Here is a 13,174-nt window from a genome sequence, read left to right on the forward strand (position 1 = left end):
CCGCTATGGCAAGGCGCCCCACACTTCGCGGCAGGCCTGCCTGTCCGCGCACTTGGCTATTACTCTCTGGAAGGATGAGGCGGCACATGGTGAAGCCTGAATGGGGATCGAAGCGGACCTGCCCCAAATGCGCAACGCGCTTCTATGATCTGGGCAAGGATGAGCCCGTGACATGCATCGAATGCGGCAATGTCTGGACGCCCGAGCCTGTGCTCAAGTCCAAGCAGCCGCTGCCCTTCGAGGAAGCGCCGCAGAAGGTCGCGGCCGGTGCGGATACGGAAAGCACGGCAGACGATGATCTGGACATCGACATCGACGTCGATGAGGCCGAAGGCTCGCCCGACAACGACGTCGATCTCGGCGGCGATGACGATCTCGGCGTCGACGCCGGCGACGATAACGACGAAGAAAACTGAGCGCGCAGGAAAGATCGCGCGCCATAAAAAATGGACTTGCAGCGAGGCAGAGCCTGACCTAAAGGCAGCGCCTCGCCGCGACGGACCCACCCGTCGCCGCTGCAATGATCGGGGCCGTAGCTCAGCTGGGAGAGCGCTACACTGGCAGTGTAGAGGTCAGGGGTTCGATCCCCCTCGGCTCCACCATTTCCCCTTATCGCAGACATGTTAAGCGCTTCAGAGCGTGCCCCGTCGTGAATGCGCGGCGTCGGGCCAGCGCCGCGTCCGGAATGCACCCCAACCTCTCTTATTGACGGCGACCGGCCAACCCGCGCAGCTTCGCGCCACCCGGTCCACCCTGCCTCTCTCGACAAAAAGTTGGTCGCCCGGCGCAAAGCCAGTCGGGGCGGCGGTTGGTACACATCTTTTCAGCCTGGGGTGCTTCGCGCTGCATGGCGGTTCTGGCCGAGGGTCGGGACTGGACGCGCGGCGCGGCATGGACGCCAATTGCGAGGATGTGACATGACTCTTCTGACCGACAAGTTCTTCGACAGCTTTGCCTCCTCTGTGAAGCCCACGGAAGAGGCGGAGACGCTGCCGCCGGAGATCTACACGAGTCAGGAGTTCTACGAGTTCGAGAAGGACGCGCTGTTTTATCGCGAATGGCTCTGCGTCGGGCGGGACGAGTGGATCGCGGAAGTCGGGGATTTCTTCACGACCAGCCACGCCAATGAGCCGATCATCATTTCGCGCGGGCGGGACGGGGAGATCAAGGCCATGTCCGCCGTGTGCCAGCACCGCGCCATGCTGGTGGCGGAAGGCAAGGGCAACACGCGCGGTTTTACCTGCCCCTATCACCACTGGTCCTATGATCTGGACGGCAAGCTGGTCGGCGCGCCGGCGATGGGCCGCACCTGCAATTTCGACAAGGCGCAGTATAATCTGCCCAAGCTCAAGGTGGAGCTGTGGCACGGCTTCATCTTCGTCAATTTCGATTCCGAAGCGGAATCGCTGGCCTCGCGCATGGGGCCGATCGAACCGGTCGTGGCGAATTACGAGTTTGCCAGCCTGCGCGGCCCCGAGCCGCTGTCCCACGAATATCCGTGGAACTGGAAGGTCCAGTTCGAGAATAACAATGATGGCTATCATGCCAGCCGGCTCCATCAGGGGCTGCACGATTTCGTGCCGAGTTCGCTGGCGAGCTTCCCCGAAGTGCCGCGCGAGACGGCGGGCTATTATCGCCTCAACGGCTCCACGCACCCCAATGCGAGCTTCAACCCCACCGAGAAGGCGCTGCTGCCGGTCTTCCCCAAGCTGACCGAGGAGGAGCAGAGCCGGCTGCTGTTCGTGAACCTGCCGCCGACGCTGTCGCTGGTCGTGCTCAACGATGTGGTGATCTACCTCATCATGGATGCGCGCTCGCCGACCACGCACGGCCTGACCTTCGGCAGCCTCTATCATCCCAGCGCCTTCGAGGACCCGGAGTTCGAGGAAAAGCGCCGGATCAATGACGAGCATACGGCGGATATTGTCGCGCAGGACCTGCATGTCGATCTGCTGGTGCAGCAGGGGCTCTCGTCCCGCTTCGCCCCGCGCGGGCGCTACAGCTGGCAGGAAGATGCGCAGCGCCAGCTCAATGTGTGGCTGGTCGACCGCTACCAGCAGGAGTGGGACCGTCGTCGCGGCCCCTCGGCGCCGGTCACGCGGTTGCACGCAACCTCCTGATCTCTCCGGCGGCGGGGCAGGGCCTCGCCGCGACGGGCTGAGGCCCGAAATCAAAACATTGTTCGCAGGAGACACAGCTTCGCGTCCGCCGCGCTGCCTAACTGGCGCGGCGGCCGAAAGGCTTGTGTCCAGTCAGAGGTGATGATGACCAATTCGCTTATTTTTTTCGATATTCCCGCCGACGATCCCAATGCTGCCGGTGAATTCTACGCGCAGGTGTTCGGCTGGGAGAATGATCCCCGCCCGATGGGCGTCTATCACCGCATGGTGCCGGGCGGCTTCTTCAAGAAGAAGGACGGGACGGACAGCGAGATCGGCAATCTCCACATGGGCATCGCCAAGGTCGACAATATGCGCCCGCATCCCGACCCGGCAGGCGTCGCGCCGCGCCATATCGCCAGCGATGGCCGCAAGCCGCGCATCTGGGTGTTGATCAGCGACGATGATTCGGCGGATCGAATCCTGGTGACGGCGCAGGAACTGGGCGCAACGCTGCTGTGGCGCGACCATTATTGGGCCGAGTTCAACGGCTATAACCACTGCTTTGTCGACCCCTGGGGCAATGAGATCCTGCTGTGGGGCAAGGCGGGCGAAAATCCGCAGATTCCCGAGACGTTCACCAAGGAATGAGGGGTGCGCGCGGCCCGCTGGCGGGTTGGCGGAACAACATGTTGTGCGCCAATCTGCAAGACCGGGCCGCAACCCTTCCCATAGCCTCCAGTCATCCAATGCAACGGCCCGAGCGGCAAGCATGAGGCAAAAGCGACCATGAGCCTACAAGTTCAACCCTGTCTGTCCGCAAGGCGCGCCTGCGCAACAGGAGCCGCACAATGAGCCGCCTGCCGCTGATCTTCTTTGGTCATGGCAGCCCCATGGTAGCGCTCGAGCAGAGCAGCACCACGCAGGCCTGGCAGGGCATCGCACAGAGCATCGGCAAGCCCAAGGCGATCCTGTGCATCTCGGCGCACTGGCTGACACGCGGCACGGCCGTGACGGCGATGGCGCAGCCCCGCACCATCCATGATTTCGGCGCCTTCCCGCAGGCCCTGTTCGACATGCAATATCCGGCGCCCGGCGACCCCGCCCTGGCGCGGCGTGTGGCCGAACTGCTCGATCCCGTGCCGGTCCATATGGATGCCAATTGGGGCCTGGATCATGGCACCTGGACGGTGCTCGTCCACGCTTATCCCGAGGCCGATATTCCTGTCGTGCAGCTGGGCATGGACGTGAATGCCACGCCCGAGCAGCACTGGAAGATCGGCCAGATGCTCCGCCCACTGCGCGACGAGGGCGTGCTCATCATGGGCACCGGCAACATCGTCCACAATCTGCCGGCGATGGACTGGAACAACCCGGATGCCGAGCCCTATCCGTGGGCCGACCGGTTCAACAGCACGATGCTGGACGCCGTGGTCGCGGATCGCCCGCAGACGGTCATCGATTTCGCGGCGCTGGGCGACGATGCCCGCCTGTCGGTGCCGACGCCCGACCATTTCTGGCCGCTGCTCTATGTGCTGGGTGCGCGTCATCCGGGTGAGGAAGCGCAGCTGCACCCCAATTTCATCCATCACAAGTCGCTCGGCATGACGAGCATCCTCATCGGGGCTTCCTGAGCCTCCACAAACCCAACACTGACTGACGAGCAGGGGAATTATGGCGCTGATCTGCAATCATGGAATGCGACGGAGCGAAACGCAGCCCGGAGCGCTGCACTATTTGCGGGCGACGCCTGAGACCGTGCACTGGGGCTTCTTCTCACCGGAACTGAAACCAGCGCTGACCGTCAAGAGCGGCGATCTCATCCAGGCGCAGGCGGTGACGCACCACGCCGGCGATGATCCCGAGCTGATGTTCGACGAGCACATCCAGCGCATCTTTACCGAGGTCGATCCCAGCACGCGCGCACCGGGCTGTCACATCATGACCGGGCCGATCTATGTCGAGGGCGCAGAGCCCGGCGACATGCTGGAAGTGCGCTATTTCCAGATGACCCCGCGCTTCAATTACGGCTCCAACCTGCAGGCGAACTGGGGGCATCTCTACAAGGAGTTCGGCGAGACCGAGCGCGTGACGATCTACGAGCTGGACCCGAACGCCAACACTGCCACCGCGCTTTACGCCTATGATGTCGAGGGGGTTTACACGACGCCTGGCCGCATCACCAACTGCCCGCATTGCGACCGGCAACCGGCGCTGCCCGGCGTGACAATCCCCGCCCGCCCGCATCTCGGCACCGCCGGCGTCGCGCCTGCGGTCGATGCGCCGGTCAGCACCATTCCGCCGGGCCTGCATGGCGGCAATATCGATAACTGGCGGATCGGCGCCAATGCCCGAATGTATTATCCGGTGCAGGTCAAGGGCGGCCTGTTCTCCATCGGCGATCCGCATGTCAGCCAGGGCGATGGCGAGATCAGCGGCACGGCCATCGAAGCCTCGCTCGACGTGCTGTTCCAGATCATCCTGCGTAAGGATTTCAAGTTCCCATCGCCGCTGCTGGAAACGCCCAATCACTGGATCGTCCACGGCTTTGGCGATGATCTCGATGCAGCGATGAAGAATGCCGCCATGGACATGATCGAACTGCTCTCCGAACATCAGGGCCTGTCGCGGACGGACGCCTATTCGCTGATGAGTGTCGGTGCCGACTTCGGCGTGACGCAGGTCGTCGATGGCACGCAGGGCATTCATGTGCGGATCGACCGTGGCATGTTCCCGAACAAGGGCAGTGTCCGCGATCCCCGCTGATCCGGCCCGGCCGGGGGAGGCAGTCTCCAGTCCGGACGCCTGGTCCTTCGACGTCGCGTCGCTGCCGGCGGCGGAGCGCGCCCCGGCCTGGGCCGCCGCCATGCAGCGCCTGCAAATGCCGTTTCCCAATACGGCAGAGGCAGGCGGGTCGGTGCTCGCCATCACCTCGCCGATGGGCTTTGAATTCGCGGTGGTGACGGGCGGCGCCCTCACCATCGCGGGTCGCACGCCGGGGGCCGCGCCCGGCCTGTGGTTGGGTCTGCTCATCGATGGCGAAGCCTCGCTGGAGACGCATGAAGGCGTGATGCCGCTCACCGGCGACTGCCTCATCTACGGCGCGACGGGCGTGGACGCCGCGTTGCGGTTCAAGACGCAATTTCGCCAGTTCTTCGTTCGCATCCCCAGCGTTGCCATCGATGCGCGGATGCTGGCACCGCTGGCGCGGCGCATCGGAGTCATCCAGCCGGACAGTCTGGTGGCCCATGCGCTGCTGGCGCTGCTGCGCAGCGCCGCCGACTCGCTCTCGCAAGGGCGCGCCCGCGAATTCGCGCCGCTTGAGACGGCGCTGATCGAATTGCTCGTGCCGGTGATCGCCCATGCCGGCGGCGTGGAGGCCAAGGGCGGTGCCGCCGCGCACCGCGCTCGACAGTTCGAGCGGATCTGTCGCACGATCGAAACCAATCTGACCGACGCGGACCTCTCGGTGCAGTCCGTTGCGCGCAGCGAGGGCGTGTCGGTGCGCTATATCCAGCAGCTCTTCGCGCGCTCAGGGCAGACGGTGACCGGCTATGTGAAGGGGCGCCGCCTTGAGCGCGCGCGGGCCGATCTCGTCAATCCACTTCACGCGCAATTGAGCATTTCCGAGATCGCCTTCCGCTGGGGTTTCAACCAGTCGGCGCATTTCAGCCGGGCCTATCGCGAGCGCTTCGAGGAGGCGCCGCGCCAGACCCGCGCCAATGCGCGGCAGGCGCTGCCGGACAATCGAGCTTTCGCGGGCTGACAAGACGTGTGTGCGCCGCTGGCGCATGATCGCGCAGCCCACATGCCAAGGGTTACGTTCCAGTCGAGGTTGTTCGCCATGTCCTATGATGTTCTTGATATCCGCCCCGTCACCCGGCGGATCGGTGCCGAAGTGTTCGGGGTCGATCTGAACGCCCCGCTCGGCAACAAGGTCGTCAGCGAGCTGCATGACGCCCTGATGGAGCATCAGGTGCTGTTCTTCCGCGACCAGAATCTGGAGCACGACAATCACAAGCGCCTGGGCCGCTATTTCGGCGAGCTGGCGCTGCACAGCGGTGTGTCCGGCCTTGCCGAACATCCCGAGATCGTGGCGATCCATGCGGATGCGAACAGCAAGTTCATCGCCGGCGAGGACTGGCATTCGGACCTGAGCGAAGATGCCGAACCGCCCATGGGCAGCATCCTCTACATGCACACCGTGCCCCCCACGGGCGGCGATACGCTGTGGTCGAGCATGTATGCCGCCTATGATGCGCTGTCGCCGGCCATGCAGGCTTTTCTGGAACCTCTGACGGCGGTCCATGATTCCAACCACATCTATCGCGAGCTGTTCCCAGATGTGGACAAGGTCTACCCACGCAACACGCATCCTGTCGTCCGCACCCACCCGGTGACCAAGCGCAAATGCCTGTTCATCAGCAAGTCGAAGACGATCAAGATCAACGGTCTGTCCGAGGAGGAAGGCGATGCGGTGCTGCGCTTCCTCACCGAGCATGTGAAGAACCCGAATTTCCAGGTCCGCTTCCGCTGGCAGCCGCATTCGGTCGCCTTCTGGGACAATCGCTGCACGCAGCATTTCGCGACCTGGGATTATTTCCCGGAAACGCGCTCGGGCTATCGGGTGACGATCGCAGGCGACCGGCCGTACTGATGCGGGCCGCCGCCCGACTGGCGGCTGGTGCGCTGGCCTGTCTCTGGCTGACGGCCACGCCGCTCGCGGCCAAGGCCGGTGCTACAGCGGAGGCCGTCGCGCCGGCCGATGCACTGTCCGCCCTGCGTGCGGGGCTGCAGGCCATGGTCGAGGCGCGAGAGCTGCCCAATGCGCAGGCCGTGATCGTCAAGGACGGGCGGGAGCGGCTTCGCGTTTCGACCGGTAAGCTTGACCTCGAAGCCGACCGCGCACTGCCCGCCGACGCGATCTTCCGGCTCTATTCGATGACCAAGCCGATTACGAGCGTCGCGGTGATGATGTTGGTGGAAGAAGGCAAGATCGCCATTGATGCGCCGCTCAGCCGCTACATGCCGGAATTCGCCGATCTGCGGGTCTATAAGAGCGGCAGCCTCGATGCGATGGTGACCGAGCCGCTGAACCGCCCAGTGACCATCGGCGATCTGCTCACCCATAGCAGCGGAGTAACTTACAATTTCACCGGCAACGGCCCTGTGCAGCAATATTATCGCCGCCATGGCGTGATGCGCGCTGGCGGGGTCGGGCAGAATGCCGACGATGCGCCGCCAGCCAGAACGATGGACGAGCTGATCGGGCGCCTCGCCAAGGCCCCGCTGCTGCATCAGCCCGGCGCGCGCTTCTCTTATGGCAACTCCACCGGCATTCTCGGCGCGCTGATCGAGCGGGTGACGGGGCAGGGCCTCGATGCGTTCTTGCAAGCCCGCATTTTCGATCCGCTCGACATGACCGACACGCGCTTCGTGATGGACGATGCGCGCGCCACACGGCTCGTCACCAATTATGCGGCGGTGGACGGCGGCCTGCAGGCTATCGAGCCGGCGGCGACGTCCGAATATCGCGACCCCGCCCGGCCGTTCGACGGCGGCGGCGCGCTGGCCGGCACACTGCATGATTATCTGAACTTCGCGCAGATGCTGGCCAATCGGGGGACGTGGCAGGGCAAGCGCCTCTTTCGGCCCGAGACGGTGGACCAGATGTTCCAGCCCCGGCTGGAGACCGGCGGGCAGCCGCACGAGAATGTCCTGTTCGGCTATGGCCTGGGCCTCGGCGATGCGGTCAGCGAGCAGCGCGGCGGGATGCCGGCCGGTGCCGGTGGCTGGTCGGGGTCTGCCAACAGCTATTTCTTCGTCCATCCCGGCCGAAATCTGGTCGCCATCGTGATGACCAATGTGCTGGTCGGCCCCGCTTTCGTGGATCGCACGATCAGATTGCGGGGCCTCGTCGATCAGGCAGCGCAGGCCGTGCTTGCCGAGCAGGAGCCAGCGATCAGGCGGTAAACAGTTCCTTGCGAATGATCGCGTGGACGCCCCAATTGCCGTTGGCGACCTGTGAGATGCCGAAATCCACCCCGACCGAGAGAAGCGAGATGGTTTCGTCTTCCGAGAGATCCTTGGTGGTCATCAGGAAGCGCCGCGCCTTGCGGAACGCGTCGCGCATGGCGGCATCGATGGATGCGCGCTTGTAGACTTCACTCTGCGCGTCCTCGCCCAGTTCCTTCAGATAATCCGGGTGACTGAAACCCATGATGACCCATTCGGTCTCGGTTTCGATCATGGGGTAATCGAGGTCGCGCAGCTTGCCGGTCAGCTCGCCGGCGGGGTGGCGGATCACCTGAATGAGCGCGGTCATCGAGCATTCGATGGCGGTGCCGCATAGTTCGGAATCGCCCTGCGAGGCGTGCGGGTCGCCGAGCGAAAGCAGTCCGCCCGAGACCTGCACAGGCAGGAACACGCTCGATCCGGGGCCGGTCCGCCAATTATCCATATTGCCGCCAAAGGCGCTGGGCGGAATGGTATCGACCGGCTCGGTATGGGCCGGCGCCAGCGCGATGACGCCGAAATGCGGGCGGATCGGGATTTCGACATTCTGGAGGATGTCATAATTGCGCTCGATCGTCTCAGGATCGACCGGGACGCCCGGATAATCATAGCGCTCATGGACGGTGCCTGAGGGGTCGGTCTGCGGTGTCCAATGATAGGAATAGACCGCGTGAGCCGTGGGCCGCCGTTCGCCGCCGGATTCAACCTCGTAGATGGTGATCACTTCGCGGTTCTTCGGCTCGGTGAGCAGATCGTTATAATGGAAGCCCCAGAAGGTTGCGGCATTGCTGCCGAAGGACTTACCCTGAAAGCGGGGATTGCCGCTGCGGCGCGGATCCAGGCTGAGGATGCGCACCTCAATGATGTCGCCCGGCTCCGCGCCCTGAATGGCGATCGGCCCGGTGCAGATGTGCACGCCAAAGCCCTCGCCTGGGCCGCGCCCGAACTCGCTGGCACTCATCGGACCGGCGCCGCGGCGCTCGATCGCCCGGCCCGTCTCGTCCCAGCGATAGACGCTCTCCGCGCCATGATCGCCCTCGACCATGCGTTCGGGATCGTCATTGGCGTGGTGGGTCAGCGTCTCCACCGTCACGAAGTCGCCCGAGCGCACCATCAGCGCCGGTTTGATCGCCGAGCTGAAATAGCCCCAATGGACCGTGCGCGGGCTGACCGGCAGATGATGATGCCGCACCGTGCCTTCATCGCCAATCGCCGGGATGACGTTGGCCTCGGCGCCGTCCGAATCCACCTCGCCGATCTCCAACTCCTCGACCGGCGCGACGGCGGCTTCGTCGCTGACCGCTCGCTTGGCGGTGGAACGGCCGCGCCGCAGGGTGTCGGGGCCGTGGTCGGCCTCGTCCACGGCCGGCATCTTGCGATAGTCGCGCGGGGAAATGCCATATTGCTCGCGGAAGGCGCGGCTGAACGAGGCGGAATCGTTGAAGCCCCACTGGAACAGAATGTCCGAGATCGATTTCTGCACGTGGAGCGGGCTGCGCAGGTCGAGCCGGCAGCGCTCCAGCCGCCGCACCTTCACATAATGGCCAAAGCTGTCGTCGATCGATTCAAAAAGCTTCTGCAGATAGCGCGGGGAAATGCCATGTTCGGCCGCAACCTGCTGGTAATTCAGATTGGGGTCCGAGAGGCGCATCTCGATGGTCTGGAAGATCCGCTCCAGCAGCGCGGCGCGCATGCCCGCCGCGCCGCCGAGCGCGCGGGCGGGCGCATCGTTGAGCAGGCTGGCCAGCAGAAACTCGGGTAGGGCCAGTTCCACCGGGCGCAGTTCCTCGTCCGTCACGTCGTTGCCCATGTCCGCCAGCGAGCGCAGCACGGTCGAGAGCAGGCGGGCAGGGCCGCTGTCGGCGGAAAGGTGCCGGGGCTTTTCGGGTAGCAAGGCCTTGAGGCGCTGATCGAGCGCGCGCGGCGGAATTTTGAGCAACAGCACGCGGTGATCGCCGGTGAACTGCAGCGACATCGGCATTTCGCTGCGCGCGCAGACCATGTGGCCATCATCGAGGGTGAAGCTGGTGGTGGCGTTGCGCGCCACGCTTGGCGCATCGAGCGTCACGGCCAGCCAGAAGCAGCCCGGCTCATCGCGAAAATCAACGGTATATTCCTGAGCGGTCGCCAGCAGGCGCACAAACACGATGCCGTTGCTGCTGGTGAACTGGATAAGCTCGCCGTAGAGCGTAGCCTCGTCGGCCGCTTCCAGCGTGATCGAAACGCGCTTGAGCGCAAAGCTCCATGCGCTGAGTCGCTGCTCCTTGGGGTAGGCATTTGTAGTCGAGCGCAACGGCGGTTCTCTATGTTTTGGTGCGCCTCTCCCGGGTCTTTATGCCCGCCAAGATGCGCGCCTGAGAGAGCCCGGTCAATCCATCACGCGGCGGCTGTTTCAGAATGGGTCATCCCTGCCCCCGTAAACAGATGAAATCGCAGCAGAATTTGGTGCGTGCTCGGAGCGTCCGCATACGGCCAGCATGGTCAGTGCATAGATGAGAGCGCTGGAGTGCAGATCCTCGGGTGCCGGGCGCCAGCGTGGCATGCCGGTCGTGATGGCGGGAATGCCCTGCATGTTGAACACATTATGGTCGCGCCACATGCTGGAATAGACAGGATGCGCGCGCTCCACCGGCGCCTGCCGAGCGAGGCGCGTAGCGGCATCCACCGCGCCGGCGAGTGGCGCGACTTCGTCCGCGTCGGCAACGAAACCGTGGCGGACGACCATTGGCTCGACATCGAAGCTGTCGAGATCGAGCGTGCGCATCGCCGCGACGATCTGGTGATAGGCCTGCGCCGACTTTTGCCCGGGTGCGAGGCACACTTCCACATAGACGGCGCACACCTCGGTGCCGGCGCCATAGTCGGTCGGCGCGCCAGCACGCACGGACGCGATCTGCGTCTTGGGGAGGGAGAGGCCACCCGCCGTCTCGAACACGCCCTGGGCTTCCCACTGCCGGCCCCACTGGTGCAGCGCGTCGATCACCGGGCCGAGCTTGTAGATGGGGTTGAGGTGCTGGGCGACGGTCTCCGGCGTTCCCAGAATCGGCGTGAACATGCCCGTGCCGAAGATGCGTACGCGGAAGAGGGCATAGCCGCAGCCCTGCCAGGTCAGGCCGAAATCCGTGCCTTCGGCGGCAATGGCATAATCAGGCGCGACGCCGCCATGGTGGAACAGATAATGCGCGCCGATATCCTTGCCGAGATAATCGATACCGGAGAATTCCTCGATTGGCTCGGGGCCGATCTCGCCGGGGCAGGCGGTGAGCCAGGTCTTGCCGGCAAGGCCGATGCCCGCCTTCTTGAGCGCCTTGGCCGCCATCAGGAAACAGGCCATCGGCCCGCGATCGTTGGAGATGGGGAAGCCGCGCAGGCGCCCATCCTCATCGAGCCAGCACTGCGTCCATTCCGGATCGCGCATGGTGCTCTCGCGATAGCGGAACTTGTCCTGCGAGAGGTCGCCGCTCGGGCTTTCCGTATCGAGATGGGCGGTGAAGAGCAGGTTGGCGCCCGTGCCCAAGCCGCCATACTCGCCGATGATGTTGGGTCGCTCGGGCGTGGCGCCGGCGCGGCGGGGCTGGAAGCCTTCGCGATCCATCCAGTCATAGACATATTGCGCGGCGGCGGCTTCCTCACGCGAGCGGCTCGGAATGTTGCCGAGTTCAAGGGCGAGGGCGACCAGCTCATCGGAATCGATGGCGGCGGCGAGAGCGTCCTTCTCGGCTTCGGTCACCTGATAGGGGGCCGTGGCAGGATTGGCGAACATCGGAGCGGGTTTGGGCTGGGCTTGGGTCATGTCATGCTGCCAAGGCGGGCTCGGCATCCTCCGCTGTGTCTTGTTGGGGGAGCTCCGGGGTGCGGAGCAAGAGCAGGGCTCCGACGAAGATGAAGCCGAGTAGGGCGCAGCCGAGGAAGACAAGCGAGAACCCGCCCGTTTCGTCGCGAATGACGCCGCCCAGCGCCGGGCCGATGGCGGCTGCAGTCGAGATCAGGCTCATCGTGGAATAGAGCTCCAGATTGGCGCGCTTGCCGAACAGGTTGAGCATCAACATCGCCGTGCTGACATAGCTGAAGCCGAAGCCCACACCCAGTCCGATCACGGCCAGCGAGACGACGAACAGATTGCCGCCGATCATCAGCGCCAGCACGCCGAGCGAGGTGGAGGTGATGGAGAGCAAGGTGAGCTCGCGCGCGCCGATCTTTTCGCCCGCCATGCCGGCGATCATCGATCCGGCGGCGCTGACGAGGGCAATGCCGCTCATCACGGTGGCGGCCGCACCCATGGTCAGGCCGGTCTCGGTCAGATGCTTCACCGCAAAGCCGTGAACGGTGGTGTTGATCAGCAGGAATGAGGTGTAGACGCCGACCACGATGTAATATTGCGCGGTGCGCATCGCGGCCCGTGCCGTCCAGCCGTCCGTGGCCATGGCTTTCCGGGGCTTGGGCGCAACCTCGGCATCACCGGGCCGGTCGCTGGTGACGAGGGCAGCGAACATCGAAAGCAGCACGGCAGCAATGGCGGCCGTCCACCAGTAATGGCGCCATTCGCCGGTGATCGCCTGCGTTGAAAACGCGATCAGCGGCCCGACAACCGCGCCCATGCCGCCGGCGGTGAAGTACACGCCCATGGCGGTCGAGCGCTTCTCGAAGGAGTGGGAAATGACGTTCACGCCGCCCGTGGTCCCGCACATCGAGAAGCCGACGCCGGCAAACGCCGTGCCGATGAAGTAGACCATCGCCGTTTTGGTGACGGCCAGGCAGGTGAAGCCGATGAGGAGAAGCGCGCCGCCGATCATCATCGTGCGGGAAACGCCGAGGCGCCGGATCGAGATAGCGGGTGCAAGGCTGGACAAGCCGCACGCCACGCCCAGGAAGGTGAAGCCAAGGCCAGCGACGGCCCAGGGCCAGCCCATCTCCTCGACCATATAGGGAAGCACGACGCCAAGCCCGTTGAAGGTGAAGGCGTTGAGCATGAAAAACAGCAGGCAGAACGCCGTCAGCGCCAGGTATTTTTTCCGTCCTTCATAGGTCATGCAGCGACTCGCCTATCTGGAGTAAGTGCC

The 13,174-nt window shown here is 64.4% G+C and carries 11 protein-coding genes and 1 tRNA gene; 9 read left to right on the plus strand and 3 right to left on the minus strand.

Annotated elements, in window-relative coordinates; genetic code table 11:
• Nucleotides 1–86: 86 nt before the first annotated feature.
• The 9 genes from M2336_RS09845 to M2336_RS09885 all read left to right on the plus strand — a co-directional run bounded on the left by M2336_RS09845 (nucleotide 87) and on the right by M2336_RS09885 (nucleotide 8,072).
• Nucleotides 87–416, plus strand: coding sequence for a TIGR02300 family protein (locus M2336_RS09845; protein WP_181559142.1), 330 nt, complete (start codon nucleotides 87–89; stop codon nucleotides 414–416).
• Nucleotides 417–526: 110 nt separating this feature from the next.
• Nucleotides 527–602 (plus strand) — tRNA-Ala (locus M2336_RS09850).
• Between the two features lie 315 nt (nucleotides 603–917).
• Nucleotides 918–2,120 (plus strand): aromatic ring-hydroxylating oxygenase subunit alpha, encoded by a 1,203-nt coding sequence (locus M2336_RS09855; RefSeq protein WP_264574782.1) that lies wholly within the window; start codon nucleotides 918–920, stop codon nucleotides 2,118–2,120.
• A 144-nt stretch (nucleotides 2,121–2,264) separates the two neighbouring features.
• On the plus strand, nucleotides 2,265–2,750 hold the full coding sequence (locus tag M2336_RS09860; protein ID WP_264592944.1) for a VOC family protein: 486 nt from the start codon (nucleotides 2,265–2,267) through the stop codon (nucleotides 2,748–2,750).
• 200 nt (nucleotides 2,751–2,950) lie between these two features.
• Nucleotides 2,951–3,733: a 4,5-DOPA dioxygenase extradiol gene (ygiD, locus tag M2336_RS09865; protein WP_264569825.1), complete on the plus strand. Its 783-nt coding sequence runs from the start codon at nucleotides 2,951–2,953 to the stop codon at nucleotides 3,731–3,733.
• Between the two features lie 40 nt (nucleotides 3,734–3,773).
• A complete protein-coding gene (locus M2336_RS09870; protein ID WP_181559146.1) occupies nucleotides 3,774–4,865 on the plus strand; it encodes an acetamidase/formamidase family protein in 1,092 nt (363 codons plus the stop codon).
• Nucleotides 4,846–5,865, plus strand: a complete 1,020-nt coding sequence (locus M2336_RS09875; RefSeq protein ID WP_184117300.1) for a helix-turn-helix domain-containing protein — start codon at nucleotides 4,846–4,848, stop codon at nucleotides 5,863–5,865. The genes M2336_RS09870 and M2336_RS09875 overlap by 20 nt, the downstream gene beginning before the upstream one ends.
• Before the next feature lie 78 nt (nucleotides 5,866–5,943).
• Entirely contained in the window at nucleotides 5,944–6,756 is an 813-nt protein-coding gene (locus tag M2336_RS09880) for a TauD/TfdA dioxygenase family protein (RefSeq protein ID WP_264574783.1), read from the plus strand.
• Nucleotides 6,756–8,072 (plus strand): serine hydrolase domain-containing protein, encoded by a 1,317-nt coding sequence (locus M2336_RS09885; RefSeq protein ID WP_264574784.1) that lies wholly within the window; start codon nucleotides 6,756–6,758, stop codon nucleotides 8,070–8,072. The genes M2336_RS09880 and M2336_RS09885 overlap by 1 nt, the downstream gene beginning before the upstream one ends.
• On the opposite strand, the gene M2336_RS09890 is transcribed toward M2336_RS09885, so the two are convergent.
• The 3 genes from M2336_RS09890 to M2336_RS09900 all read right to left on the minus strand — a co-directional run bounded on the left by M2336_RS09890 (nucleotide 8,062) and on the right by M2336_RS09900 (nucleotide 13,144).
• Nucleotides 8,062–10,407, minus strand: a complete 2,346-nt coding sequence (locus M2336_RS09890; RefSeq protein ID WP_264574785.1) for an acetamidase/formamidase family protein — start codon at nucleotides 10,405–10,407, stop codon at nucleotides 8,062–8,064. The genes M2336_RS09885 and M2336_RS09890 overlap by 11 nt on opposite strands.
• A gap of 99 nt (nucleotides 10,408–10,506) precedes the next feature.
• The gene (locus tag M2336_RS09895; protein ID WP_264574786.1) at nucleotides 10,507–11,907 is read right to left on the minus strand and encodes a peptidase M20; all 1,401 of its coding nucleotides are present in this window, start codon (nucleotides 11,905–11,907) and stop codon (nucleotides 10,507–10,509) included.
• Nucleotide 11,908: 1 nt separating this feature from the next.
• On the minus strand, nucleotides 11,909–13,144 hold the full coding sequence (locus tag M2336_RS09900; protein ID WP_264574787.1) for a CynX/NimT family MFS transporter: 1,236 nt from the start codon (nucleotides 13,142–13,144) through the stop codon (nucleotides 11,909–11,911).
• Nucleotides 13,145–13,174 lie beyond the last annotated feature (30 nt).

The sequence above is a fragment of the Sphingobium sp. B1D7B genome, assembly GCF_025961965.1.
GTDB lineage: Bacteria > Pseudomonadota > Alphaproteobacteria > Sphingomonadales > Sphingomonadaceae > Sphingobium.

What these genes read in the sequence shown, in the direction of transcription:
- M2336_RS09900 (WP_264574787.1), bottom strand. Translation starts at nt 13,144, where the DNA reads ATGACCTATGAAGGACGGAAAAAATACCTGGCGCTGACGGCGTTCTGC.
- M2336_RS09870 (WP_181559146.1), top strand. Translation starts at nt 3,774, where the DNA reads ATGGCGCTGATCTGCAATCATGGAATGCGACGGAGCGAAACGCAGCCC.
- M2336_RS09845 (WP_181559142.1), top strand. Translation starts at nt 87, where the DNA reads ATGGTGAAGCCTGAATGGGGATCGAAGCGGACCTGCCCCAAATGCGCA.
- M2336_RS09860 (WP_264592944.1), top strand. Translation starts at nt 2,265, where the DNA reads ATGACCAATTCGCTTATTTTTTTCGATATTCCCGCCGACGATCCCAAT.
- M2336_RS09895 (WP_264574786.1), bottom strand. Translation starts at nt 11,907, where the DNA reads ATGACCCAAGCCCAGCCCAAACCCGCTCCGATGTTCGCCAATCCTGCC.
- M2336_RS09880 (WP_264574783.1), top strand. Translation starts at nt 5,944, where the DNA reads ATGTCCTATGATGTTCTTGATATCCGCCCCGTCACCCGGCGGATCGGT.
- ygiD (WP_264569825.1), top strand. Translation starts at nt 2,951, where the DNA reads ATGAGCCGCCTGCCGCTGATCTTCTTTGGTCATGGCAGCCCCATGGTA.
- M2336_RS09855 (WP_264574782.1), top strand. Translation starts at nt 918, where the DNA reads ATGACTCTTCTGACCGACAAGTTCTTCGACAGCTTTGCCTCCTCTGTG.
- M2336_RS09885 (WP_264574784.1), top strand. Translation starts at nt 6,756, where the DNA reads ATGCGGGCCGCCGCCCGACTGGCGGCTGGTGCGCTGGCCTGTCTCTGG.